The 26,362-nt window shown below is 62.3% G+C and carries 22 protein-coding genes; all 22 read right to left on the reverse strand.

Translation table 11 applies throughout. The annotated features are described in order from the left end of the window. Positions 1–3: 3 nt before the first annotated feature. Positions 4–945, reverse strand: a complete 942-nt coding sequence (locus AC3IQ7_RS00565) for a DNA-methyltransferase (RefSeq protein WP_489208071.1) — start codon at positions 943–945, stop codon at positions 4–6. Further along, positions 942–2,267, reverse strand: a complete 1,326-nt coding sequence (hisD, locus tag AC3IQ7_RS00570) for a histidinol dehydrogenase (RefSeq protein WP_099379211.1) — start codon at positions 2,265–2,267, stop codon at positions 942–944. The genes AC3IQ7_RS00565 and hisD overlap by 4 nt, the downstream gene beginning before the upstream one ends. A 26-nt stretch (positions 2,268–2,293) precedes the next feature. Beyond that, positions 2,294–2,974, reverse strand: coding sequence for an ATP phosphoribosyltransferase (gene hisG / locus AC3IQ7_RS00575; protein WP_099379210.1), 681 nt, complete (start codon positions 2,972–2,974; stop codon positions 2,294–2,296). Between the two features lie 20 nt (positions 2,975–2,994). Then, positions 2,995–4,245 carry a UDP-N-acetylglucosamine 1-carboxyvinyltransferase gene (gene murA, locus AC3IQ7_RS00580; RefSeq protein WP_035823107.1) on the reverse strand — a complete coding sequence of 417 codons (1,251 nt, stop codon included), beginning with the start codon at positions 4,243–4,245 and terminating at the stop codon, positions 2,995–2,997. A 4-nt stretch (positions 4,246–4,249) separates the two neighbouring features. Further along, positions 4,250–4,486 carry a BolA family protein gene (locus AC3IQ7_RS00585; RefSeq protein WP_034753824.1) on the reverse strand — a complete coding sequence of 79 codons (237 nt, stop codon included), beginning with the start codon at positions 4,484–4,486 and terminating at the stop codon, positions 4,250–4,252. Between the two features lie 46 nt (positions 4,487–4,532). Next, positions 4,533–5,294, reverse strand: a complete 762-nt coding sequence (locus tag AC3IQ7_RS00590) for an ABC transporter permease (protein ID WP_099379209.1) — start codon at positions 5,292–5,294, stop codon at positions 4,533–4,535. After that, positions 5,291–6,208 carry an ABC transporter ATP-binding protein gene (locus AC3IQ7_RS00595; RefSeq protein ID WP_099379208.1) on the reverse strand — a complete coding sequence of 306 codons (918 nt, stop codon included), beginning with the start codon at positions 6,206–6,208 and terminating at the stop codon, positions 5,291–5,293. The genes AC3IQ7_RS00590 and AC3IQ7_RS00595 overlap by 4 nt, the downstream gene beginning before the upstream one ends. Positions 6,209–6,419: 211 nt before the next feature. Beyond that, complete coding sequence (locus AC3IQ7_RS00600; protein WP_034780949.1) at positions 6,420–6,767, reverse strand: STAS domain-containing protein; 348 nt, start codon at positions 6,765–6,767, stop codon at positions 6,420–6,422. Positions 6,768–6,819: 52 nt separating this feature from the next. After that, complete coding sequence (locus AC3IQ7_RS00605) at positions 6,820–7,455, reverse strand: MlaC/ttg2D family ABC transporter substrate-binding protein (protein WP_099379207.1); 636 nt, start codon at positions 7,453–7,455, stop codon at positions 6,820–6,822. A 72-nt stretch (positions 7,456–7,527) separates the two neighbouring features. Further along, the gene (locus AC3IQ7_RS00610) at positions 7,528–8,409 is read right to left on the reverse strand and encodes an MlaA family lipoprotein (protein ID WP_322429327.1); all 882 of its coding nucleotides are present in this window, start codon (positions 8,407–8,409) and stop codon (positions 7,528–7,530) included. Next, a complete protein-coding gene (gene mlaD / locus AC3IQ7_RS00615) occupies positions 8,406–8,876 on the reverse strand; it encodes an outer membrane lipid asymmetry maintenance protein MlaD (protein ID WP_070219660.1) in 471 nt (156 codons plus the stop codon). Before mlaD ends, AC3IQ7_RS00610 begins: the two co-directional genes overlap by 4 nt. 79 nt (positions 8,877–8,955) lie before the next feature. Then, positions 8,956–9,738 carry a lipid asymmetry maintenance ABC transporter permease subunit MlaE gene (gene mlaE / locus AC3IQ7_RS00620; RefSeq protein ID WP_034780952.1) on the reverse strand — a complete coding sequence of 261 codons (783 nt, stop codon included), beginning with the start codon at positions 9,736–9,738 and terminating at the stop codon, positions 8,956–8,958. Beyond that, on the reverse strand, positions 9,735–10,544 hold the full coding sequence (locus AC3IQ7_RS00625) for an ABC transporter ATP-binding protein (RefSeq protein WP_034781028.1): 810 nt from the start codon (positions 10,542–10,544) through the stop codon (positions 9,735–9,737). Before AC3IQ7_RS00625 ends, mlaE begins: the two co-directional genes overlap by 4 nt. Positions 10,545–10,803: 259 nt before the next feature. After that, entirely contained in the window at positions 10,804–12,267 is a 1,464-nt protein-coding gene (locus tag AC3IQ7_RS00630; RefSeq protein ID WP_489208072.1) for a glutamate synthase subunit beta, read from the reverse strand. Positions 12,268–12,346: 79 nt separating this feature from the next. After that, positions 12,347–17,035, reverse strand: a complete 4,689-nt coding sequence (locus AC3IQ7_RS00635) for a glutamate synthase-related protein (protein WP_489208073.1) — start codon at positions 17,033–17,035, stop codon at positions 12,347–12,349. A gap of 194 nt (positions 17,036–17,229) precedes the next feature. After that, on the reverse strand, positions 17,230–17,937 hold the full coding sequence (locus AC3IQ7_RS00640) for a transposase (protein WP_489208074.1): 708 nt from the start codon (positions 17,935–17,937) through the stop codon (positions 17,230–17,232). A 153-nt stretch (positions 17,938–18,090) separates the two neighbouring features. Continuing rightward, positions 18,091–18,771, reverse strand: coding sequence for a response regulator transcription factor (locus AC3IQ7_RS00645; RefSeq protein ID WP_034780956.1), 681 nt, complete (start codon positions 18,769–18,771; stop codon positions 18,091–18,093). Between the two features lie 138 nt (positions 18,772–18,909). Further along, the gene (locus AC3IQ7_RS00650) at positions 18,910–20,037 is read right to left on the reverse strand and encodes a PAS domain-containing sensor histidine kinase (RefSeq protein WP_489208075.1); all 1,128 of its coding nucleotides are present in this window, start codon (positions 20,035–20,037) and stop codon (positions 18,910–18,912) included. 49 nt (positions 20,038–20,086) lie between these two features. Next, on the reverse strand, positions 20,087–23,191 hold the full coding sequence (locus tag AC3IQ7_RS00655) for a DEAD/DEAH box helicase (RefSeq protein ID WP_322429324.1): 3,105 nt from the start codon (positions 23,189–23,191) through the stop codon (positions 20,087–20,089). 209 nt (positions 23,192–23,400) lie between these two features. Then, positions 23,401–23,889 (reverse strand): YbjN domain-containing protein, encoded by a 489-nt coding sequence (locus tag AC3IQ7_RS00660; RefSeq protein WP_233516233.1) that lies wholly within the window; start codon positions 23,887–23,889, stop codon positions 23,401–23,403. A 27-nt stretch (positions 23,890–23,916) separates the two neighbouring features. Next, positions 23,917–24,600 (reverse strand): hypothetical protein, encoded by a 684-nt coding sequence (locus tag AC3IQ7_RS00665; RefSeq protein WP_489208076.1) that lies wholly within the window; start codon positions 24,598–24,600, stop codon positions 23,917–23,919. A 9-nt stretch (positions 24,601–24,609) separates the two neighbouring features. Beyond that, complete coding sequence (locus AC3IQ7_RS00670; protein ID WP_489208077.1) at positions 24,610–26,346, reverse strand: putative porin; 1,737 nt, start codon at positions 26,344–26,346, stop codon at positions 24,610–24,612. Positions 26,347–26,362 lie beyond the last annotated feature (16 nt).

A 26,362-nucleotide genomic window follows, 5' to 3' on the forward strand; every position in this document is an offset into this window, starting at 1 on the left:
AAATTAAATGACGACGTCTTCCGGCACGGCGGCGCTGCGCGCCTTGCGGGCCGGTGCTTTTTTCACGGCGGGCGGCTTTTTCACGGCAGCCGGCTTCTTGGCAGCCGCCGACTTTTTCGCCGCCGCCCTGGCGGGCTTGGACGCGGCCAATGTGGCCGGTGCGGCCAGCTCCTGCGTCAGCGCCGCCAGCCGTTGTTCGATGATGGCGCAGTAATCGGGATTCAATTCAAAGCCGACGAAATCGCGCCCGCAGCGCTTGGCCGCCAGGGCCGTGGTGCCGCTGCCCATGAACAGGTCGAGCACCACGCCGCCGGGCGGGCACGACGCCTTGAGCATGCGCTCGATGATTTCGAGCGGCTTTTGCGTCGGGTGGTCGGCCCGCTCCGGATGTTCCTTGTGCAGGCGCGACACGCTCCACAAGTCTTTCGGGTTGTAGCCCACTTCCAGCCATTTCGCGCCGATGAAGATCGAGCGCGAACGGGCTTTCTTGGTAGCCGCGTCGTAGGCGATGCGCACCGCGTCAAGGTCGAAGTAGTAATCCTTGCGCTTGACGAAGAAGCCGATGGTGTCGTGCACCGATGAAAAGCTGCGCACGCTGCCGCCCATGGACGGCACGCGGCGGTCCCAGATGATTTCATTCATCATCGCCATGCGCTGCTTCAGCATGACGAAGATCTCCGGCGAATAGCGCCAGGTCAGAAAGATGTACAGGCTGCCGTTGGCCTTCAGCTTGGGCAGCGCCGCATCGATCCACTGTTCCGTCCAGCGCAGGTAGTCGGCCACCGACTGCTGGTCCGAGGCATTGCCGTAATCCTTGCCCAGGTTGTACGGCGGATCCGTCAGGATCAGGTCCACCGAGCCATCGGGAATGCGCGCCAGCCCCGCCAGCGCATCTTCGCAATAGACCCGGTTGACCCAGTCCGGCTGCTCCGCCAACTTCGTCATGGCTGCGGCTTCAGGCGCAGTTCGGCGCTGCGCGCGTGCGCCTGCAAGCCTTCGCCATATGCCAGCGTGGCGGCGACACGGCCCAGGGTTTGCGCGCCCGCTTCGCTCACGTAAATGATGGAGGAGCGCTTCTGGAAGTCGTACACGCCCAGCGGCGACGAAAAGCGCGCCGTGCGCGACGTTGGCAGCACGTGATTGGGACCGCAGCAATAGTCGCCCAGCGACTCGGACGAAAAGCGGCCCAGGAACATGGCGCCCGCGTGGCGGATCTGCTCGGCCCACTGCTGCGGGTTGTCCGCCGAGATTTCCAGGTGTTCCGCGGCGATGCTGTTGGCGATCTCGCACGCTTCCTCCATGCTGCGCACCTTGATCAGCGCGCCCCTGTCCTGCAGCGAGGTGCTGATGGTGGCCTGGCGCGGCATCGTCGGCAGCAGCTTGGCGATGCTCTCTTCGACTTGCGCGATGTAATCGGCGTCCGGGCACAGCAGAATCGCCTGCGCCAGTTCGTCGTGCTCGGCCTGCGAAAACAGGTCCATCGCCACCCAGTCGGGGTCCGTCGTGCCGTCGCACAGCACGAGAATTTCCGACGGCCCGGCGATCATGTCGATGCCGACGATACCGAACACGCGGCGCTTGGCGGCAGCCACATAGGCGTTGCCGGGGCCGACGATCTTATCCACGGCGGCGATCGTCTGCGTGCCATACGCCAGCGCGCCGACAGCTTGCGCGCCGCCGATGGTGATCACGCGCGTCACGCCGGCGATTGCGGCGGCGGCCAGCACCATCTGGTTTTTCACGCCATCGGGCGTCGGCACCACCATGATGATCTCGCCCACGCCCGCCACGTGCGCGGGAATGGCGTTCATCAGCACGGACGATGGATACGCTGCCTTGCCGCCCGGGACGTAGATGCCGACCCGGTCCAGCGGCGTGATCTTCTGTCCCAGCACAGTGCCATCGGGCTCGGTGTAGCTAAAGCCGCGCAATTCCTCGCGCTGGCGTTCGTGGAAGGCGCGGATGCGCTGCGCGGCGATCTGCAGCGCCTCGCGCTGGGCCGACGGCAAGCCGTTCAGGGCTGCCTGCAATTCGGCTTGCGAAATATCAAACGCCGCCATTTCCGCCGCGCCGCCATGCGGGATGCGGTCGAAAAGGTTGGTGTATTCCAGTACGGCGGCATCGCCGCGCGTTTTCACATCGGCCAGGATTTTTGCGACCGACGTTTCAATCGCTGCATCGGTGCCCGCCTCGAACGCCAGCAAGGTGTCGAGCGATTGTTGGAAACCATCCTGGCTTGAATCGAGCTTGCGTATCTGTATCGGCATAATCGGCTTTCTGCTACTGAATAAGTCTAGGCTTGCGAATTAGTTTGCGAAGCGCGTTCAAACGCCTCGATGATCGGCTGCAAGCGCTCGCGCTTGAGCTTGAGCGCAGCCTGGTTGACCACCAGGCGCGACGAAATTTCCATGATGTGCTCGACCTCGACGAGGTTGTTCGCGCGCAAAGTGCTGCCCGTGCTGACCAGGTCGACGATGGCGTCGGACAGGCCGACCAGCGGCGCCAGCTCCATCGAGCCATACAGCTTGATCAGGTCGACGTGCACGCCCTTGGCGGCGAAATGCTCGCGCGCCGTGTGCACGAACTTGGTGGCCACGCGCAAGCGCGCGCCCTGGTGCACGGCCTTTTCATAGTCAAAACCGGCCTGCACCGCCACCGACATGCGGCAGGCGGCGATATTCAGGTCGATCGGCTGGTACAGGCCTTCGCCGCCGTGTTCGAGCAAGACATCCTTGCCCGCCACGCCGAAATCGGCCGCGCCGTACTGCACGTAGGTCGGCACGTCGCTGGCGCGCACGATGATGACGCGCACGTTCGGATCGTTGGTGGCCAAAATCAGCTTGCGCGAGGTCTCCGGGTTTTCCAGCACCTTGATGCCGGCCGCTTCCAGCAGCGGCATGGTGTCCTCAAAAATGCGGCCCTTCGAGAGCGCCAGGATCAGCTGGGAGCTGTCACCGTTGTTCGATCCGTTCATGCTCGTTCCTTTTCTTGTTTTTACTTGATGCGCACGATGTTTGCGCCGACGGCCGACAATTTCACTTCCATGCGGTCGTAGCCGCGGTCGAGGTGATAGATGCGGTCGATCAGCGTTTCGCCATCGGCGGCCAGGGCCGCGATCACCAGCGACGCCGAAGCGCGCAGGTCGGTCGCCATCACGGGCGCGCCGCGCAGCTGCTTGACGCCGGCGATGATGGCCGTGTTGCCTTCGATGGTGATGTCGGCGCCCAGGCGGTTCATTTCCTGCACGTGCATGAAGCGGTTCTCGAAAATCGTCTCGGTGACGCGGCTGGCGCCATTCGCGATGGTGTTCACGGCCATGAACTGCGCCTGCATGTCGGTCGGGAAGCCCGGGTATTCCGTGGTGCGGAAGCTGACGGGGTTCGGACGGGCCGACATCTCGGCGCGGATCCAGTCGGCGCCGAAGGTCATCGTCAGGCCCATGGCGCGCAGCTTGTCGAGCGCCGCGTCGAGGATATCTGTGCGCACATTGCGCAGGGTGATATCGCCGCCCGTGGCCGCCACGGCGCACAGGAAGGTGCCCGTTTCGATACGGTCGGCGATCACCGCGTGCGAGGCGCCGTGCAGGGCGTCCACGCCCTGGATCACCAGGCGGCTGGTGCCGATGCCGTCGATCTTCGCGCCCATGGCCACCAGCAGGTGCGCCAGGTCGGTTACTTCCGGTTCGCAGGCGGCGTTTTCCAGGATGGTCTCGCCTTCGGCCAGGGTCGCGGCCATCAGCAGATTCTCGGTGCCGGTGACGGTAATCATGTCGGTGACGATGCGCGCGCCTTTCAGCTTGGCGCACTTGGCGTAGATGTAACCCGCTTCGATGCGGATCTCGGCGCCCAGCGCCTCCAGGCCCTTGATATGCTGGTCGACGGGACGCGAACCGATGGCGCAGCCGCCCGGCAAGGACACCTTGGCTTCGCCGAAGCGCGCCAGCAGGGGGCCGAGCACGAGGATCGAGGCGCGCATGGTTTTCACCAGTTCGTACGGCGCTTCCAGGGTATCGATGGCGCTGCCGTTGAGGAGCACGCGGTCGCCGTCCTGCTGCACTTTCAGGCCCGTCTGGCCCAGCAGTTTCAACATGGTGGCCACGTCGTGCAGATGCGGCACGTTCGTCAGGTCCAGGTCACCCGCGGTCAGCAGACCCGCGCACAGGATGGGCAGGGCGGCGTTCTTCGCGCCGGAGATGGCGATGTCGCCGTTCAGGCGGTTGCCGCCGTTGATGAGGAGCTTGTCCATGTGCTTATCCTTGGAATTCTTCAGGTGTCAGGGTTTTCATCGACAGCGCGTGGATTTCTTCGCGCATGCGGTCGCCCAGCGCCGCGTAGACGATCTGGTGGCGCTGGATCAGACGCTTGCCGGCAAACGCGGGCGAAACGATCACGGCCTGGAAGTGCTGGCCATCGCCCTCCACTTCGAGGTGCGTGCATTCGAGGCCGGCCGACAGGTAGCCGTGGATCAGTTCTGGAGTGGTGGTCACGATAAGTCCTTGATATTGAATAATGTAGTGATGTGATATGCCGCAATTAGTGGCGCAAACGATAGCCGCTCTTCAGCAGGCGAATCGATGCCAGCGCCAGGATCACGAGGAAGCCGGCGACGATGGAAAGACTGAGCCACGGGCTGACGTCGGACACGCCGAAGAAGCCGTAGCGGAAGCCGTCGATCATGTAGAAGAAGGGATTCAAATGCGACACCGTCTGCCAGAACGGCGGCAGCGAATGGATCGAATAGAACACGCCCGACAAAAAGGTGGCCGGCATGATCAGGAAGTTCTGGAAGGCGGCCAGCTGGTCGAATTTTTCAGCCCAGATGCCGGCGATCAAGCCCATGGTGCCCAGCATGGCGGCGCCCAGGAAGGCGAAGACGACGATCCACAGCGGCGCGACAAACGACAGGTCGGCGAACCAGCAAGTGATGGCGAAGACGCCAAAGCCCACGGCCAGGCCGCGCGCGACGGAAGCGAGTACATACGCCGAGAAGATTTCCCAGTGCGACAGGGGCGTGAGCAGCACGAACACCAGGTTGCCCGTGATCTTGGACTGGATCAGCGAGGACGAGGAATTGGCGAACGCGTTTTGCAGCACGCTCATCATCACCAGGCCGGGAATCAGAAAGGCCGTGTAGCTGACGCCGGGACTCGGCTCCACGCGGCCGTCGAGCACATGGCCGAACACCAGCAGGTACAGCATCGACGTGAGCACGGGCGCGGCCACGGTTTGCGTCGCCACTTTCCAGAAGCGCAGCGTCTCTTTGTAGACGAGGGTGCGAAATCCTGTCGAAATCATACGGTACCTTTATCCATGATCTGCAAGAAGATATCTTCCAGGTCGGCTTGTTGCAATTGCATTTCATCGATCTCGGCGCCCGCTTCGCGCAGGCGGGCGAGGATTTTCTCGACTTCGCTGTATTCGTTGACGCGCAGGCTGAACTTGTTCGGCGCCTGCTGTTCTTCCGGGTGCAGCACCAGGTGCTGCAGGTCGGCCGGCAGGGCGCCGTGTTTCAGGTGCACCTGCAGCTGCGAGCCGGCGATGCGACGGATCAGGGCCGACATGGTGTCGAGCGCCACCACCTTGCCGGTTTTCAGCATGGCGACGCGCTGGCACATGGCCTGCGCCTCTTCCAGGTAGTGGGTGGTCAGGACGACCGTGTGGCCGCCTTCTCGGTTCAGGCGCGAAATGAACTTCCACAGGGTCTGGCGCAGTTCCACGTCGACGCCGGCCGTCGGCTCATCGAGCACGATGACGGGCGGCTTGTGCACCAGCGCCTGGGCCACGAGCACGCGGCGCTTCATGCCGCCGGACAGCGCGCGCATATTCGTGTCGGCCTTGCCGGTGAGGTCGAGGTTTTCCATGACCTCGTCGATCCACTTGTCGTTGTTCGGCAGGCCGAAATAGCCGGACTGCAGGCGGAGGGTTTCGCGCACGGTGAAAAACGGGTCGAACACCAGTTCCTGCGGCACCACGCCCAGGTTGCGGCGCGCATTGCGGAAGTCCGTGACGACATCGTGGCCGTGGATCTTGACGGTGCCCGCGTCGGGGCGTATCAGGCCGGCGATGATGGAGATGAGGGTCGTCTTGCCGGCGCCATTCGGGCCGAGCAGGCCGAAAAATTCGCCTTCCTCGATGGCCAGCGACACGCCGCCCAGCGCCTTGAGCGATTTATAGCTCTTTTCTACATTCGTTATTTGAATTGCGGTCATGTGCTTGTTTCAAGTGTAATGCGTCTGGTGTGATGCGCCAGTTGCCGGAGACATCCAGGCCGGCAGGCCGGTGCAGGGCGCCGCCTTCAGGCGAGGACGGCGCAACAGTCAATTATAGTTGGAAAATTCGTGGAACACTTGGAGATCAATCCGGCGGCGCTGCTGGCCTGCCGGCTTGAAAGCTACTGCTGATGCGGGGAGTGGGACAGGATCAATGATGATGCAGGTCGGACGGGCTGCGTTCGGCGTGGCCGCCGGCGCTGGCGCAGTCGTCGGCGCTCAGGGTGCTCGAAACGAGCGAGCACACGCCATACAGCTTGGTGAGGTTTTTCAGGTTGTTCGGCAGGTTTTTCAGCTCCAGCACGCCGCCGGCATCCTGCGCGGCGCGTTGCCACGTCAGCATGACGGAGACGGCTGCCGAATCGACGGCCTTGACGTTGCGCAAGTCAAACTTCGTCTGCCCCGAGCGAATGGCGTCCAGACCCTGCTCCAATGCCGAAGTGGCATTGTGCACGGTCAGGGAAGTCAGGGACTGCAAGGTGTCGAGAGAGTCTGGCATGGCGTCGGGCTGCGCTGGTCTGGAGCTGGGTCAGGAGCTATATGATAGCCGATTATTTGGCTTTGGCAGCGGGACGGCTGGCCAGGGCCTTGTTTTTCGCCGACAAGGTCTTGATCAGGCCATCGACGCCGCCCTTGCTGATCTCGCTGGCAAAGCTGCTTTTGTAGGTTTCCACCAGCCACGCGCCCAGCACGTTGATGTCATAGATCTTCCAGCCGGACGGGGTTTTCGCCACGCGGTAGTTCAGGGGCACGGGTTCGCCGCGCGCCACGTTCACTTGCGAGCGCACTTCCACTTCCGTGTCGCTAGGGTCGGCGCGCAGCGGCTTGAATTCCACGGTTTCGTTCTTGATCTGCGACAGGGCGCCCGAATACGTGTAGATCAGCAAGGTGCGAAATTCCGCGGCCAGCTGCTTTTGCTGGTCGGGCGTGGCATCGCGCCAGTGGCGGCCGGCGGCCAGGGCCGTCATGCGCTGGAAATCCACGTACGGCAAGATCTTGCTTTCCACCAATTCGGTGACGCGCTTGATATCGCCAGCCTGGATGGCCTTGTCGTTCTTGGCCGTGTCGATCACGTCCTGGCTGATGCGTTTGACCAATACGTCGGGCGCTTCCACGGCGGGGGCGGCCTGGGCGGCGGTGGCAAAGGCGATGGTGGCCATCGCCAGCAGTTGTTTCATCAATTTCATGGTTCTACCTTTCATGGTGTTGCTATGCACCGGCTGGCGTTGATCGCAGCCGTGGTGTTCCTGTAGCGCAGTCTACTCCTGCGGCTTGGTCTCGGCGGCAACGGTATTGCTACCAGATGTTACGAGGTCCGCGGGTGTCACAACCGCGGCGGCCGTGGCCGCAGGGACGTCGCTGGCCGGTTGCGGTTTTGCCTCGTACTCCGGCTCATAATCGCTGGTGTCGTTTTTTGGCACTTTGCGGTCGCGGCGATCCGTATCGCCATCGAAAACCTTGCTTTCGCGCGCCTGCAGGAAGCCGTCGCGGATGAATTCATAACGGTCCAGCGCGGCCGCTTCCATCAGGTTGGTCGCGTCGAGCAGCGCGGCGCGCTTGTCGACCACGCGCGTCACCGTGCCGATATTGCGCACATTGACCGGATCCTTGTAGCGCCATGGGTCGCCCGTGATATCGAGCGGCAGGGCCACCGTGTCGCGCACGGTCGATGGGCCCAGCAGCGGCAGCATCACGTACGGACCAGGCTGGACGCCATACCAGCCCAGGGTCTGGCCAAAATCTTCGTTATGCTTGGGAATGCCCGCCTGCGACGCGATGTCGATCAAGCCGAGGATACCGAAAGTCGAGTTCATGCTGACGCGCACGACGTCTTGCAAGCCCGCCTCGCCCTTGCCTTGCAGCAAGTTGTTCACGGCGCTCCACACATCGGACAAGTTGCCGAAGAAGTTGCCCACGCCCGTTTGCACGAACGATGGCGTGACCGTCTTGTAGGCCGTGGCGACCGGTTTCAGGGCCACCTGGTCGACGGTGTCGTTGAACTTGAACATGGCGCGGTTGTAACCCTCGAGCGGGTCGCGCGGATTGGTGCCGGTGGCGCAAGCGCTTACGCTGGCGGCGATGGCCAGGGCCAGGCCGATACGCGCCAGGCTGCCTTGGGATTGCTTGGTCGACTCGCTCATTTGCTGTCCTTTCCTTCCGCTGCCTTGCTGTAGATGAACTGATTGATCAGGTCTTCCAGCACTGTGGCCGATTGAGTACGGGCGATCTTGTCGCCCTCTGCCAGGTTCGCCAGATCGCCGCCTGCTTCCAGGCCGATATATTGCTCACCCAGCAAACCGGCCGTCAAAATCTTGGCCGAGCTGTCTTTCGGAAATTTATAGCCATCTTCGATGTCGAGTTTCACCAACGCCTGGTAGGTCTTGTCGTCAAAGCGGATCTCCGCCACGCGCCCCACCACCACGCCAGCACCCTTGACGGGCGCCTGCGGCTTGAGGCCGCCAATATTGTCGAACTTGGCCGTAATGGTATACGTCTTGCTGAAAGACAGCGAGCTCATATTGCCGGCCTTGAGCGCCAAAAACATCAATGCCGCCACACCCAGCAAGACGAACAAGCCGACCCAGACATCCAAAGATTTACGTTGCATAAACAATCCTAAATAATTTTTACTTGCTGCCGCCTGCGCAACATCTTGCCCAGGCCCGCTGTTTGTCGCTGATCGGCAATTACTTGCTAAACATCAACGCCGTCATCATGAAATCGAGCCACCACACCATCAACGACGAGATGACCACCGTGCGCGTGGTGGCGCCGGAGACGTCTTCCGGCGTCGGCTGTGCCTGGTATCCCTGGAACAGCGCGATGAAGGTCACCGCAATACCGAACACCAGGCTCTTGATGGTGCCATTACCCACTTCTTTCCAGACATCCACGCCGCCCTGCATCTGCGACCAGAACGAGCCTTCATCGACGCCGATCAGCACCACGCCGACCAGGTAGCTGCCGATGATGCCGACGGCCGTGAAGATGGCACCCAGGATCGGCATGGCGATCACGCCGGCCCAGAAACGGGGCGCCAGCACGCGCTGGATCGGGTTCACGGCCATCATTTCCATGGCCGACAATTGCTCGCCCGCCTTCATCAGGCCGATTTCCGCCGTCAGCGAGGTGCCCGCGCGGCCGGCGAACAGCAGCGCCGTGACGACCGGACCCAGTTCGCGCGTCAGGGACAGCGCCACCAGCAAGCCCAGCGACTGCTCGGCGCCGTACGTGGTCAAGGTGTAATAGCCTTGCAAACCCAGCACCATGCCGACAAACAGGCCGGAGACGGCGGTAATCACCAGCGAGCGGTTACCGATAAAAAACAGTTGCTCAATCACCAGGCGCGGACGGCGCCACAGGCCGCCCGACGAGGCGATGATGATGAAAAACGACCGCACGGCGAAGCCGAGGTCTTGTACCGAATTGCGCAACCATGCTCCGATCGCCGCCAGGAAACGCGCGATCATCGGCCGCCCCCCGTCTGCAGGCCCAGGTCGTCGGCCAGCGACTTGCCCGGGTAATGGAACGGCACGGGACCATCGGCCTCGGCATTGACGAACTGCTTGACGTACGGATGCGTCGACACGGCCATCTCGGCCGGCGTGCCGTGCGCCACGATCTTGCCCGATGACAGAAAATAGACATAATCAGCGATGGCGAAACACTCCTTCACATCATGCGATACCAGGATAGACGTGGAGCCCAGCGCATCGTTCAGATTGCGGATCAAATTCGCCGTCACGCCCATGGAAATCGGATCCAGGCCGGCGAACGGCTCGTCATACATGATCAGTTCGGGGTCGAGCGCGATGGCGCGCGCCAGCGCGACGCGGCGGCCCATGCCGCCCGAGATCTCGGCCGGCTTCAATTGCGCCGCATTGCGCAGTCCCACGGCGTGCAGCTTCATCAGCACCAGGGTGCGGATCAGCTCTTCATTCAAGTCCGTGTGTTCGCGCAGGGGGAACGCCACGTTTTCGAACGCCGTCAAATCCGTAAACAGGGCGCCGTGCTGGAACAGCATGCCCATCTTGCGGCGCAGCTGATATAGCTCGTCGGTCCCCAAGGTATGCACGATCTGGCCGTCCACATTCACGGAGCCGGAACTGGGGCGCAACTGCCCGCCGATCAGGCGCAGTACGGTCGTCTTGCCACTGCCGGAGCCACCCATGACGGCCACAACTTTTCCACGTGGGAAATCCATTTGAAGGCCCGATAAAATCGAACGTTCTCCATAGGCAAAGTGTAAATCACGGATCTCAACAAGATTTGGCACGACGAAGCTCACTATTTTAATGGCGTATTGTAGTGCAGAAACGCCAACCTCTGCTGAGACACCCCTAGGGACAGCCCCGTAAAGGGGAAGAATACAACACTAATGAATCGAAAGTCAGATATTGTAGTGGAAATTTGGCCCGCACATCGCGTCCCTGCCCGATCGCCTTCGCCGCTGTTGACTTGACAAGTAAAAATAACAAAGGCCACGTCGCGATCCGCGCCGTGGCCCTGGCAAAAAACGAACAATTGCTCGTTAATTAGCGCGGCAGCAGGGATGCCCCCATCAGGAACTCATCGACGGCGCGCGCGCACTGGCGTCCTTCGCGGATGGCCCAGACCACCAGCGACTGGCCACGGCGCATGTCGCCGGCCGCAAAGACTTTCGGCACCGAGGTCTGGTAGCAGCCGGCGCCATCCGTTGTCGCCTTGACATTGCCGCGCGCATCCGTATCGACGCCGAACGCTTCCAGCACCTGTTGCACAGGGGAAACAAAACCCATGGCCAGGAAGACCAGGTCCGCTTTCATCTCGAATTCCGAGTTCGGCACTTCGCTCATCTTGCCGTCTTTCCATTCAACGCGGCAGGCGATCAGCTTTTCCACCTTGCCGCCCTTGCCTTCGAAACGCTTGGTGGCCACGGCCCAGTCGCGCTCGCAGCCTTCCTCGTGCGAGGACGAGGTGCGCAGCTTGGTCGGCCAGTACGGCCAGACGAGCGGCTTGTTTTCCTGTTCCGGCGGCTGCGGCATCAGTTCGAACTGGGCCACCGAGGCGGCGCCATGGCGGTTCGAGGTGCCGACGCAGTCGGAACCCGTGTCACCGCCGCCGATCACCACCACGTGCTTGCCCGTGGCCTTGATCTGGTCCTTGAGCTTGTCGCCCGCGTTGACCTTGTTTTGCAGCGGCAGGAAATCCATGGCGAAATGCACGCCTTTCAGTTCGCGGCCCGGCACGGGCAAGTCGCGCGGCTGCTCGGCGCCGCCGGCCATGATGACGGCGTCAAATTCCTTTTCCAGGTCTTCCGGGAAAATGGTTTCCTTGGCCCAGTTGTTGACGTGGGCCGGGAAATCCTTGCCCACCAGCACGCTGGTGCGGAAGACCACGCCTTCGGCTTCCATCTGTTTCACGCGCAGGTCGATGTGCGACTTTTCCATCTTGAAGTCGGGGATGCCATAACGCAACAAACCACCGACCCGGTCGCTCTTTTCAAACACGGTGACGGCATGGCCGGCGCGCGCCAGCTGCTGCGCCGCCGCCAGGCCGGCAGGACCGGAACCGACGATGGCCACTTTCTTGCCGGTACTGAAAGGGGCCGGCTGCGGCGTGACCCAGCCGTGTTCCCAGCCCATGTCGATGATTTTATGTTCGATGGACTTGATGCCGACCGGATCTTCATGGATGCCCAGGGTGCAGGCCGATTCGCACGGCGCCGGGCAGATGCGGCCCGTAAATTCCGGGAAGTTATTCGTCGAATGCAGGATGTCGAGCGCTTCGCGGTAGGCGCCGCGGTACACCAGGTCATTCCAGTCGGGAATGATGTTATTCACGGGACAACCCGTGGTGCAGAAGGGAATGCCGCAATCCATGCAGCGCGCGCCTTGCACGGTCGCTTGCGCGTCCGACAGGTGCAAGACGAATTCCTTGTAGTTCTTCAGGCGCGCGGCAGGCTCCAGATAGTGTTCGTCCTGGCGCTTGAATTCCATGAAGCCGGTAATTTTACCCACGATGTTTCCTTTGTATTTGGCTGGCGGGGAGCGGCTGGGCCGCTCCCTGGTCATTCATTTGGCAATGAGCTTAGCTGGCTCAGGCGGCGACGGCTTGCACTTCCATGGCGGCGTCAGCGGCCATTTCAATCAGTGCGCGCTTGTATTCGTTCGGGAAGACTTTCACGAACTTGCCACGCGCCGCGGCCCAGTCGTCCAGCAAGACGCGGGCGCGCGTGCTGCCCGTGTGCTTGAAGTGACGCTCGATCAGGCGCTTGAGGATGACCTCGTCAGCTTCCGGCACGCCATCGCGGTGCTGCGTATGCCAGGCATCGCGGTCCAGGTGCTGTTCACCGGCAGAAACCACCTTGTCCAGGCTGACCATGGCCGTGTTGCACTTGCTGGCAAAGTCGCCCGCCGGGTCATACACATAGGCAATGCCGCCCGACATGCCGGCCGCGAAGTTGCGTCCCGTATTGCCCAGGACCACGACCGTGCCGCCCGTCATATATTCGCAGCCATGGTCGCCCAGGCCCTCGACCACCGTGGTGGCGCCCGAGTTGCGCACGGCAAAGCGTTCGCCGGCCACGCCATTGAAGAAGGCTTCGCCGGCGATGGCGCCGTACAGCACCGTGTTGCCGATGATGATGTTGTCCACGGCCCAGCCACGGAATTCCGTATTCGGCCGCACGATGATGCGTCCGCCCGACAAGCCTTTACCCACGTAGTCGTTACCTTCACCCACCAGGTCGATCGTAATGCCGTGCGCCAGGAAGGCGCAGGCCGACTGGCCCGCAGTGCCTTGCAATTGAATGTGGATGGTGTCGTCCGGCAAGCCGGCGTGACCGTATTTCTTCGCCACTTCGCCGGACAGCATGGTGCCCACCGTGCGGTTCAGGTTGCGCACGGGCGAGATGAAGGAGACGCGCTCGCCCTTTTCCAGCGCCGCGCGCGCTTGCGCGATCAGCTTGTGATCGAGCGCCTTTTCCAGCGCATGATCCTGGAACTCCACGTGGCGGCAGGCTTGGCCGTCCGGGGTTTCCGGCTTGTAGAAGATGGCCGAGAAGTCCAGGCCCTGCGCCTTCCAGTGCGAAATCGCCTTCGATTTGTCGAGCAGGTCGACACGGCCGATCAGTTCATCGTACGTGCGGATGCCCAGCTGCGCCATCAACTGACGGGCTTCTTCGGCAACGAAGAAGAAGTAATTGACGACATACTCGGGCTTGCCCGAGAACTTGGCGCGCAGCACCGGATCTTGCGTGGCAACGCCCACCGGGCAGGTATTCAAGTGGCATTTGCGCATCATGATGCAGCCTTCGACCACCAGCGGCGCCGTGGCGAAACCGATCTCGTCGGCGCCCAACAGAGCGGCGATGACCACGTCGCGGCCCGTCTTCATCTGGCCGTCGGCCTGCACGCGGATGCGGCTGCGCAAGCCGTTCAAGACCAGCGTTTGTTGCGTTTCGGCCAGACCCAACTCCCACGGCGTGCCCGCATGTTTCACGGACGACAGTGGCGAGGCGCCCGTGCCGCCGTCATGGCCGGCAACGACCACGTGGTCGGCTTTCGCCTTGGTGACACCGGCAGCCACCGTGCCGATACCCACTTCCGACACCAGCTTCACGGAAATCGAGGCGCGCGGATTGGCGTTCTTCAAGTCATGGATCAGCTGCGCCAGATCTTCGATCGAATAGATATCGTGGTGCGGCGGCGGCGAAATCAGGCCCACGCCCGGCACGGAAAAGCGCAGGCTGGCGATGTATTCGGACACTTTATGGCCAGGTAACTGACCGCCTTCGCCCGGTTTCGCGCCCTGCGCCATCTTGATCTGGATCTGGTCGGCCGAGTTCAGGTAGGCGGCCGTGACGCCGAAACGTCCCGACGCCACCTGCTTGATGCGCGAGCGCATGGAATCGCCTTCCTGCAGCGGAATATCGACGACGATCTGCTCGGCGCCCACGACGGAGGCCATGGTGTCGCCCTGGCGGATCGGAATACCCTTCAATTCCTGCATGTAGCGGTTCGGATCTTCGCCGCCCTCACCCGTGTTCGACTTGCCGCCGATGCGGTTCATGGCCACGGCCAGGGTGGCGTGCGCTTCCGTGCTGATCGAGCCGAGCGACATGGCGCCCGTGGCGAAGCGCTTGACGATTTCCTTGGCCGGTTCCACTTCGTCGAGCGGGATGGCCTTGGTCGGGTCGAGCTTGAACTCGAACAGGCCGCGCAGGGTCAGGTGGCGACGGCTCTGGTCGTTGATGATTTGCGCATATTCCTTGTAGCTGGAGAAATTGTTGCTACGCGTGGAATGCTGCAGCTTGGCAATTGCATCCGGCGTCCACATGTGGTCTTCGCCGCGCACGCGGAAGGCGTATTCGCCGCCCGCGTCGAGCTTGTCCGCCAGCACGGGATCGTTGCCGAAGGCCAGCGCGTGCAGGCGCAGCGCTTCTTCCGCCACTTCAAACACGCCGATGCCTTCCACGTTCGAGGCCGTGCCCTTGAAGTATTTGTCCACCAGCGACTTGTTCAAACCGATGGCTTCGAAGATTTGCGCGCCGCAGTACGACATATACGTGGAAATGCCCATCTTCGACATGACCTTCATCAAGCCCTTGCCGACCGCCTTGGTGTAGTTATAGATGGCTTTGTCGCCCGGCAAGCCGTGCGCCATCTCGACCAGGGTTTCCATGGCCAGATACGGGTGGACGGCTTCCGCGCCGTAGCCGGCCAGCAGAGCGAAGTGGTGCGTTTCGCGGGCCGAGCCCGTTTCCACGACCAGGCCGGTGGAGGCGCGCAAGCCCTTGCTCACCAGGTGCTGGTGCACGGTCGAGGTGGCCAGCAGCGCAGGGATCGCCACCTGGTCGGCGCAAATGGCGCGGTCCGAGACGATCAGGATGTTGTGGCCCGACTTGACGGCGTCGACGGCTTCCGCGCACAGCGACGCCAGGCAGGCTTCCACGCCTTCCTTGCCCCAGGCCAGCGGGTAGCAGATGTCCAGTTCGTAGGACTTGAACTTGCCGCCCGTGTGGGCGCTGATGTTGCGCAGACGGGCCATGTCGTCAAAGCCCAGCACGGGCTGCGCCACTTCCAGGCGCATCGGCGGGTTGACGTTGTTGGTATCGAGCAAGTTCGGTTTCGGACCGATGAAGGAAACGAGCGACATCACCATCGCTTCGCGGATCGGATCGATCGGCGGATTCGTCACTTGCGCGAACAACTGCTTGAAGTAGTTATACAAAGGCTTCAATTTGTTCGACATGACGGCCAGCGGCGAGTCATTGCCCATCGAGCCCGTCGCCTCTTCGCCGGCCACGGCCATCGGTGCCATGAGGAATTTCAAGTCTTCCTGCGTGTAGCCGAACGCTTGCTGGCGATCGAGCAACGATGGCTGCTCTTTTTCGCCCTGGGCGCGGTCTTGCTTGGCTTGGCCTTCGGCCATCTTGATCTCGTCGAGCTTGATACGCACCGAGTTGATCCATGCCTTGTATGGCTTGGCGTTGGCGTAGGTGTTTTTCAGTTCCTGGTCGTCGATGATGCGGCCCGCTTCCAGGTCGATCAGGAACATCTTGCCAGGCTGCAAGCGCCATTTCTGGATGATTTTCGATTCCGGGATCGGCAGCACGCCCGATTCCGACGCCATCACCACCAGGTCGTCGTCCGTGACGATGTAACGTGCCGGACGCAAGCCGTTGCGGTCCAGGGTGCCGCCGATGTGGCGGCCATCCGTAAACGCCATGGCGGCGGGGCCGTCCCACGGTTCCATCATGGCCGCGTGGTATTCATAGAAGGCGCGGCGGTTGTCGTCCATCGTCGTGTGGTTTTCCCACGCTTCCGGAATCATCATCATCATCGCCTGGGCGATCGGGTAGCCGGCCATCAGCAGCAGTTCCAGCGCATTGTCGAAGCACGCCGTGTCGGACTGGCCTTCATAGATCAGGGGGAACAGCTTTTGCAGGTCGTCGCCCAGCACGGCCGACTTCATGACGCCTTCGCGCGCGCGCATCCAGTTGAAGTTGCCTTTCACCGTGTTGATTTCGCCGTTATGGGCGATCAAACGGTAGGGGTGGGCCAGCGGCCACTCCGGGAAAGTATTCGTCGAGAAACGCTGGTGCACGAGGGCCAGGGCCGAGATGCAGCGCGCATCCTGCAAGTCCTTGTAGTACACGCCCACCTGGTCGGCCAGCAGCAAGCCCTTGTACACAATAGTACGGGCCGACATCGACGGCACGAAGAATTCCTTGCCGTGCAGCAGCTTCAAGGCCTGGATGGCGTGGCCCGAGGATTTGCGGATCACATACAGTTTGCGCTCGAGCGCGTCGGTGACCATGATGTCCGGACCGCGGCCGATGAAGATTTGGCGAATGACGGGTTCCTTGGCGCGCACGGTGGGCGACATCGGCATGTCCGTATCGATGGGCACGTTGCGCCAGCCCAGCACGACCTGTCCCTCGATGCGCACGGCGCGTTCGATTTCCTGTTCGCACGCGATGCGCGACGCATGTTCCTTCGGCAAGAAGACCATGCCCACGCCATATTCGCCAGGCGGCGGCAATTCCACGCCCTGCTTGGCCATTTCTTCGCGGTAGTACTGGTCAGGAATCTGGATCAGGATGCCGGCGCCATCGCCCATCAGCGCATCGGCGCCCACGGCGCCCCGGTGATCGAGGTTTTTCAGTATCAGCAAACCCTGTTCGACGATCGAATGGGTCTTGTTGCCCTTGATATGGGCGACGAAACCGACGCCGCAGGCATCGTGTTCATTGGCTGGGTCGTACAGGCCTTGCGCTTTCATGGGCTTCTCCGCTGCATATGACTATCGAAAAACTAGAGTAGTGCAACGCAACAAAAAACTCAACCAGAATAATTAGGGTCGGAGTCGAATTAAATTCGATTTCGTCGCTCTAAAAATTTAATAGGGACATAGTCGTGGCGATTTCAATAAAAGATAAGAAAGGAACCATTTTCTGTTTTAAATGCAAATGGGTTTCAATTAATGTCCGCCTCGGCCACGATTTTGCGGGGACGGCCCCGCTTGGCCGGCAGCACTTGCCGCTGCATTTTCTGCTCCAGCGCCTGCTTGAACGCGTCGGAACCGAGCGGCCAGCCCTTTAATACAGCCTGTTCCACCACCTTGACCTGGCTGCTGCCCAGGCCTTGCTCGCACAGGTGCAGATACGCCGCCTCGCGGTCGAACGGCGTGTTTCCCAGCGCCCAGTACAGCGCATGGTCGGTGATGACGGGATCGGGACGCACGCCCGCATGGTGGGCATAGCTGGACCAGTTGTAATCGAGCGCCTGGCCCGCCAGGCCCGTTTGCACGGGTACGCATTCCAGGTAGCGGCAGCAAGTGAGGAAGAAATTGTCGGGATCGATGACGGACGTTTTGTAGCGTCCCTGCCACAAGGCGCCTTCGCGGCCGTATTTCTGGTTGAAATACGGCACGTAATAGCGTCCCAACCACTGCATCAGCTGTCCCAGGCCCGTCGCATCGGCCGGCGTGGCCAGCAAATGTAGCTGATCAGGCAATAAAACATAGGCGTGGATGGCCACCTTGAACATTTTTGCCCCCGTTTTCAGCCAGGAAAGAAATTGCGCGTAGTCCGCCGCGTCCTGGAACACGGGCTGGCGGTTGCTGCCGCGCTGGATCACGTAATGGGGCAGTGCTGGAATGATGAGGCGGGGCAAACGGGCCATGGCAGAATCGGTAAAGATAGGCTAAGGCCTTGATTTTACACACTTACTGCACAAGGCGCGACTCTGACCCTGTTTTATTTGAAATACTAGGAAAACCGGTTGACTCTGCCCCTTTTATTGCGCCGACCACTTGCGGGCGGCGCAACAAGATCATCAGGACAGGTTGAAACTGGCCGACAGGCTGTAGCCCTCGCCATACGCGCTGCGTAGCGGCAAGTCCTGGCCGAGGCCCGTCTTGGCTTTCTTGCGCAGGCGGTACACGAGCATGTCGACGCGGCGGCCCGCATCGGGATCTTCGCCGCCCATGCCGGCCACGATGACGTCGCGCGGCACGGGGCGGGTGTTGATGGTCAGCAGGTGCAGGAAGTTGAATTCCTTTTCCGTCAGGGCAATGACTGAACCCATCAATTCAAGTTGGCGGGCGCTTACTTTCAAGGTCCACTTGCCTGGCTCGGGCACGGGATCTTGCGGACCGACGCGACGGTCGAGCGCTTCGATGTGGGCCGCCAGTTCGGGGAATTTGATCGGCTTGGTGAGATAGTGGTCGGCGCCCAGGCGCAAGCCCAGGATGCGGCTGTCGAAAGCGACACGCCCCGTCAGCACCAGCACGCCGATTTGCGGATACAGCTGGCGCATGCGGGGGATGACGTTGAAGCCATCCTCATCGGGCAAGCCCAGGTCCAGCACGACCACGCCGACATTGCCATGGCTGAGCGCAGTCCACATACCGCCAGCGGAGCTGGTGATATGGACTTCGTGTTCGAGCTCAACGAGGAACTCCGCCATGTCTTCGGCGTAGTCGAGATTGTCTTCGACGATCAGTATTTTCGTCATTGCTACGCCATTCTTCCGTTAGTGAGCACACCGAGGGCAAACCATGCCATGCACTTCTACACCATGATGGACGGCACAATAGGTTTACGTCAAGGAATTATCACGGTTGCCTTCAGCGGAAGCAAGGCTTTTCCTTGTCTAGACAGGAAGCGGCAGCCAAATCCGGAAAAGTGCCCCGCCTTCGGGCAGATTATGCCCCTGCAAACTCCCGCCATGCACGTCCACCACGGCGCGCGCCATGTACAGTCCCAGGCCCGCACCGGGATGCGTGGCATAGGTTCCACGGAAACCTTTCTCGAACAGGCGCACCAGTTCTTCTTCCCGCAAGCCAGGCCCCGCATCGCGCACGCACAGCGCCACGCCGCCCTCGGGCACCAGCCTGGCCGACACGGCGATGGCGCTGCCCGGCGGGCTGAACTTGACGGCGTTGTCCAACAGGATTTTCAGGCACAGGGCCATGCCGGGCACGTCGCAGCGTAGCCGGGCCGGCAAGTCTTCGTCGAGTTCCAGCTGCACGCGGTGGCTGGCCGGCACGGTGGCGGCCGCCTGCTGCAGCAAGGCCAGCGGCGCGATGCCGTCGGCGGCCCGCTCGCGGCCGATGGCCGCCATGCGTTCGGGTGACAGGTAGTCGTCGATCATGAACAACAAACGGTCGACGGCCATCTGGATTTTCACGTAGCGCTTGCGCGTGGCCTCGTCCGCTTGCGTGGAAGTCGAGACGAGCCGCTGGATGGCGCCGTCGATGGTGGCCAGCGGCGTGCGGAATTCATGCGACAGCATCGAGGCGAAGCGCTTCTGCTCCTTTTCCCGCTCGGCTTCCTGCGCCTGGACGGCGCTGACGTCGCGCACCGTGCCCGCCAAGGTCACGCCCCGCCCGGCCGCCGCGGGCACGATGCTCGAGCTGATTTCCAGCGCCAGCAGGTGGCCGTCGGCGTGCGGCAATTCCACTTCGCGGAGCAAGGTCAAGCGGCTGGTATCGCCATCGCGCCAGCGCTGCAGCCGGGCCGGCACGTCTTGCGCCAGGCGCGCCGCGTGTTCGCGCAAGGCGGCCAGGTCGTGGCCCGTCAGGCGCTGCGCGGCGGGGCTGATGTAGAGTAATTCCAGGGTCGTGGCGTCGAGCAGGAAGGCTGCGTCGCGGCCGTTTTCGGCCAGCAGGCGGAACTGCGCTTCGCCCGCCCGCGCGCGCAGCAGGGCGCGGCGCAACTGGACGAAACGCAGCGCCATGAGGATGACGCCGGCCAGCAGCAAAAGGAGAAAGGGCAGCATGCGGTATACCTGGCGAGAAAGAATCGCCAAGTATAAGCGCGCGGCGCCGTTAATCTTCCAGCGGGGCGAAAATCTGCTGCAAGTCTTCCTGCGTGAGGGCCATCTTCTGCGATTCGCCTTCGGCCAGGATCGATTGCGCCAGTTCCGATTTCTTTTGCTGCAGCAGCTGGATTTTTTCTTCCAAGGTGCCCTTCGCGATCAATTTGTAGACGAACACGGGCTTGTCCTGGCCGATGCGCCAGGCGCGGTCCGTGGCCTGGTTTTCCGCCGCCGGATTCCACCACGGATCGTAGTGGATGACCGTGTCGGCCGCCGTCAGGTTCAGGCCCACGCCGCCCGCTTTCAGGCTGATCAGGAAGATCGGCACGGCGCCCTGCTGGAAGGCCGCCACTTGCGCGCCCCGGTCTTTCGTTTCGCCCGTCAGCAAGGCGTAGGGAATGTCGCGCGACTCGAGTTCTTCCTCGATCAATTCCAGCATGCTGGTAAATTGTGAGAACACAAGAATTTTGCGCCCTTCGTCGAGCAAGTCTTCCACCATCTGCATCAGGTCAAGCAGCTTGGCCGAACCGGCCGACTGCTTCTTCGCCGGCAAGGATTTCACCAGACGGGGATCGCAGCACACCTGGCGCAGTTTCAGCAGCGCTTCGAGGATGACGATCTGGCTGCGCGCCACGCCCTTCTTGTCGATTTCTTCGCGTACTTTTTGATCCATCGCAAGACGCACGGTTTCATACAGGTCGCGCTGCGGCCCCGTCAATTCCACCTTGCGCACCATTTCCGTCTTCGGCGGGAGTTCTTTGGCGACATTGTCCTTCGTGCGGCGCAGCAGGAAAGGCTTGATGCGGCGGTTCAACAGCATGCGGCGCAGCGGATCGTCCTGGCGCTCGATCGGATGGCGGAACTGGGTGTTGAACGTCTTCTCGTCGCCCAGCAAGCCCGGCAGCAGGAAGTGGAATTGCGACCACAGTTCACCCAGGTGATTTTCCAGCGGCGTGCCGGACAGGCACAGGCGGTGGCGCGCGCGCAGCAGGCCCGCGCTTTGCGCCGCCTTGCTGCGCGTATTCTTGATGTAATGCGATTCGTCGAGGATGACCAGGTGGAAATCGTGCTCGCGCAAGGTTTCCTCATCGCGCGGCAACAGGGCGTAGGTGGTCAGCACCAGGTCGCATTGGTCAATCTGGTCGAATTGCTGGGCGCGGTCCTTGCCCTGCAGCAGCAGCACCTTCAGGCTGGGTGCAAATTTTGCCGCCTCGTCCTGCCAGTTGCCCATCAAACTCGTCGGTGCGATCACCAGCGCCGGATGCGTCAAACGGCCCGCTTCCTTTTCCACCAGGATATGCGCCAAGGTCTGCACGGTTTTACCGAGTCCCATGTCATCGGCCAGGATGCCGGCCAAGTCGTGGTCGCGCAGGAATTGCATCCACGCCAGGCCATCGGCCTGGTAATCGCGCAAGGTCGCCTGCAAGCCGGCCGGGGCCGCCACTTTTTGCACGGAACCGAACTGGCTCAGCTTGCGGCCCATGGCACGCAGCTGCTCGCCGCCCGTCCATTGCATCTCCAGGCCGCGCGCCAGCTCTTCCAGGCGTGCCGCGTCCAAGGTCGACATGCGCACCGCATGTTTGATCTTGTCGCTGAAATACAGTTCCCCCAGCGTGTTCAGGATGGGGCGCACACGGCCCCACGGCAGGGCTACGCGCGTGCCGTCCGGCAAGGTCGCCAGCATCTGGTCATCGTCGGCATGCGCTTCGATGACTTTCGGGTTGAAATCGTTGGGCGCGTTGCGGATCAGCTGCACCAGCACGGGCAGCAGCGGCACTCTTTCGTGATTGACGACGATGCCCAGTTCCAGCTCGAACCAGGCGTTGCCGCTGTCCGGATCCTGGTCGTCGATTTCCGCATACCAGTCGCCCACGTCGCTCACGTCGTAGCGGTACTTGGCCGTCTTTTCCACGATCCAGCCCTGCTTCCGCAAGGCGTCGATGCCGGACTCCGCAAAACGCAGCCATTCCGCCTGGGAAGGCAGTTGCAGGGCCCCCTTCAAACCGCTCAAGGGCGCGGAGCCAGGCTTCTTGAATTGCAGCTCGGCCAGGGTGGCCAGCGCGCGCGCCTCGTCGACCGTATTTCTCTGGATAATTTCCGTCACCTCGCCCACTTGCCGCACCACGCGCTGCGACGGGTCGAACGAAACGCGTTCCCCATCGTAGTCGTAGGACAGCACGGCGAAGTCGCTCCAGCGCTGCGCGCTGCCATCGGCCAGCATGGCGCTATCGAGCAGCAAGACCGGTTGCGCCGGCACATCCTTGCGCAAGCGCTGCGGCAGCGGCTGCGGCAGCGGCATCAGATGCTGCAAGCCCTGCGCCAGCAGCAGTTGCGACACGCGCACCTTGTCGTTCGCGTTCAACGGCGGCGCCTGCGCCACCAGCGCCTGCAAGTCGGCCAGGGAAATATCGGAGCCGCCCTGGTTCAGTTCCAGCACGCCGCACGACAGGTTGTCGATGTACCACGGCGGATCGGTGGGCAGCATGTAGTCGATCTGATCAGCGCCATGATGCTTCGCGCCTTCCGGCGGGTCCACTTGCCAGCCCAGGCGCATGGTCTTGCCTTCGTCGCGCCAGAACAGGCGGGCGGGACGCACGGGACCTTCCTTCAACGGGTACACGAGACCATTGCCGACGTCGGCCCAAGAATTGGCCCACAACAGTTTATCTTGCTCGGCCAGCATTTTCAGCAGGGCCGCGCCCACCTTGCCCTTCGGCTCCGTGGCGCTGCCCGTCTGCGAATTTTGCCCGCTGCGCATGGCCACGAAGAAACGCACGAGGTCTTCGTCGGCCGGTGTCAGGAATGTGGGGGGCGCCGACAGCAGCGAAAAGATCTCGCTGATGGGACTGGCCGCCGCCACGTCGCCATTCGGCCGCAGCCGCGCCTTGTACAGGCACAGGGCCACGTGGCGGCCACCGCTGGTGGGCGCCAGCACGTAGATCAAGCGATGCGCGTTGAGTTTGGGGTCCGGCTCGGCAATCGTCAGCACGGCTTTCGGATGGGCGGCAGCCTCCACCCGCTGCAGCCAGGTGGCGACGGCATACGGCAAAGGCGCTCCCGGCGCACTGGCCGGGGCAACTGGGGTTTCACTGGTTTCGTCGCGGGTAAAATCCATGGGGCGCATTTTTGTGTAAAGGTCGTATCCAAATCGGCAACAGGCAATATTATCCGCCATACAGCCGTTGCTGGCTTGATTCACACACGCTCTTTGAGCAGTTTTAATGCGCGATGCCTAAAAAATAAGTATTTAATACGACACTTGGGACCCGCAGGCGGCAAAAAAGGCCCGTCACGGGCCTTTTTTCACCGCCATTGGCCCGCTTATCAGGCCGGCACAGTTTCCTCTTCTGCCACGCTGACGGCCTCGACTACCGGTGTGGTGCTCGTATCGGCCGGCGTAAAGTTGCGCAAAAACAAGAAGAACTGGCCCATCATCTGCGTCCACAGTTGCAGATTGATATTCAGGTACTCGCGGCTGACGCCACCGGCGACCAGCACATCCATTTCCAGCACGACGAAATCGCCATGCTGGGCCACGCGGGCAAAACGCTTGCTGCGGTGCCATTCGGCCAGCAAGCCGGACGGCAAGTCGCCGCCCTGCACGCGCAGCGGGCAGCTCAGGGTCAGATCCGCATACTGGCCAGGCGCTGCTTCATTGCCCCACAGCACCTGAAAGCCGATGCCATGGCTGGCGCTGTGCAGGCGCACGACGCCGTCGTGTTCGATGCTGGTCACGGCGCAGCCGGCCGCCTTGATGGCCTCGGCCGTTTGTTCCGCGTTCAGGGTGGTCAGCAAGTTGTTGGTGTGTTCCATCGTCATTCCATTCATTTCAAAATAAAATTATTGGGGGGCCGGCGCGGGCGCGGCCGGTGTTTCTGTTTGACGCGCATCAAAGCGGCCCTGATACAGCTGGTCGCCATACTGCTGGGCGATTTGCTCGAGTTTTACCCGGCTTTGCGCGGCGAACGGCTGGCGCGCCTGCATGACGTCCAGCACATTGAGACCCTCATACGCTTGCAGGATGTCCTGCCCGGCCGCATACAGCTGGGCATTCTTGCTTTCGCAGCGCGCCAGGGCGCCCCGCTGGGACGTCACTTCGCCGTCGAGACGCGCACGCTCCGCTTCCAGCTGCTTGCCCGTGGCGGCCAGCTGCTCGCTGGCCTGGCGGTACTGCGCCAGGTTGGCCGTTGCCTCTTGCGCGGCGGCAGCGCTGCGCTGTTGCTGCTCGCCCAGTTTTTCCCGCTGCGCGCGCTCCTGCGCCAGTTGCGACTGGCTGCGCGCCAGCTCCTTTTTCAAGCCATCGCTGGCAGGCGCAGCGGGCGCCGCCTTGGCGGCCGGTGCGCCCTTGGCTTTGAGCAATTCCAGCTCGCCGCGCGTCTGCTGCAATTGCGCCGTGACATTGCGCAACTCGGCGCGCAGGCGCTCTTCCATGCTCTGCCCCCTCTGTCCCTGCGCCTGGGCCGTGCCGGCGGCCAGCAAGCTCAGCAGCAGCAAAGGCAAGCGCATTTTGTTGGATATCAACATCGTGGCTCCTTAAAAACGCGCGTTCAATTCGATTTGCAGGGTGTCGATCGACAGCGCCGAGCCGAACACTTCGCGGCTCGACGTCCAGCGGCCATTCAGCCAGGTATTCTTGTCGAGCGCGTACGCGCCGCCCAGGTAGTAGCCGCGCGCGTTCGTGCCGCCCAGGTGGAAAGTGGAATCGTTGTAGGCGTCAGGCAAGGCATCCGGTTCGATGCGCTTGTAGCCCAGTAAAACATTCCAGTCGCCGCGCGCGGCCGGGCTGGCCTTGCCCAGGGTCGCCTGCAGCATGTAGGCATTGCCGCCGCTCCTGAAATCGGCTTGCGACACGCCGCCCGTGCCGCCGAAGTTATTCATGATGCCGCCCTTGGCGCGCGCCCACATGGCGTTCTTGTCGTAAGCCATGTTGCGCACATAATCGCCTTCGATGCGCAAGTCCGTGCCGCCGGCCACCTTGCTATCCCAGCGCGCATTCAGGTTGGCCAGGCGGAATTTCGAGGCCAGGCCCACGAATTGCGGCTGCGGCGTATTCGCCGGATCCAGCGGATTCAAGGCGATATTGCGCAACAGCATCAAGCTATTGCCCTTTTGCATGCTCGACGGACGCGACCAGTCCGTGCTGCAGCCATCGGCGCCCGCGTACAGGGCGCACGGCTGCGAATACTCGCCGCTGATGTTGCGGAAGTTGTAGTAGGCCAACGCGCCGCGCAATTGATGGTCGCTATTGATCTTCCACGAAGCGCCCACTTGCGCACCGAGCAGCCACTTGTTTTCGCTGGACATTTTTGCCTGGCTGCGGCTAGGCGCATTGTCGGACGAATACTCGAGCGGAATCAGGCCCAGGGTACCGAAGACGGTGACGTCCTTGCTGTCGCCGAGGGGTTGCTGCACCTTGGCGGCGATGCCGTCGAAATTGAGTTCGCTGGAAAACAGTTCGTCGCCGGACACGAACGGATTGTCGAAGCGGCCCGCCGTCAGTTTCAGCCAGGAAGCGGGCTGGTACGACAGCCAGGCCTGGTCCAGCCAGATGTTTTTCTTGCCCAGGCCGCCGCCGAGGGTTTGCGTGGTGGACACGGGGCTGTCGTCATTGCCGCTGGCCAGGCGGATGCCTGCTTGCGTGGTGTCGGAAATGTCGGCCAGGATGCCCAGGCGGGCGCGCGCGCGCAGCAAGTGCTTGCGGTCTTCGCGCGTGTTGAGCAGCGCCGGCAGGGCCAGGTTGGTGTTCGAATTGACGTCGTAGCCGCTGCCGCTGTTGAGCGAGCGCCAGTCGATCTCGATATTGCTGTTGGCCATGTCGTAATAGCGCGATTCATAGCGCGCGCGCACATCGCCTTCCAGGCGGATGCGCTTGGTCCAGGCCGGCGTTTCATTCGGCGCCGCCCAGCCACCCGCTTTTGCTTCGGCCATGACCTGGCCCTTGATCTCGTCGCGGATCTGCTCGCGCACGGTTTGCGAAATATACGGCACGCGCACATCGCCCGGCTGTACCTGCGCCAGGGCCGCCGGCGCGGCAGCCGGACGGGCTTGCGCTTGCGCCAGTGCTTCGCTCTGCGCCTGCGCCAGCAGCGCCTCGCCGGCATCCTTGTTCAGGGCGCCGCTCTGGATCAGGCCGCGGATCAGTTTGACCATGGTGCTGTCGGCAGGTGCCGTCTGCGCTTGTACCGCGCCTGCCGCCACGCTCAGGGCCAGGGCAGCCAGCGCCAGCGGAAGGCGGCGCAGGTGCTGTGAGGGAGAAAATAAGGAATTCATCGCTTCTTTCGGTAAA

The organism is Janthinobacterium sp. GL_088 (assembly GCF_057837845.1).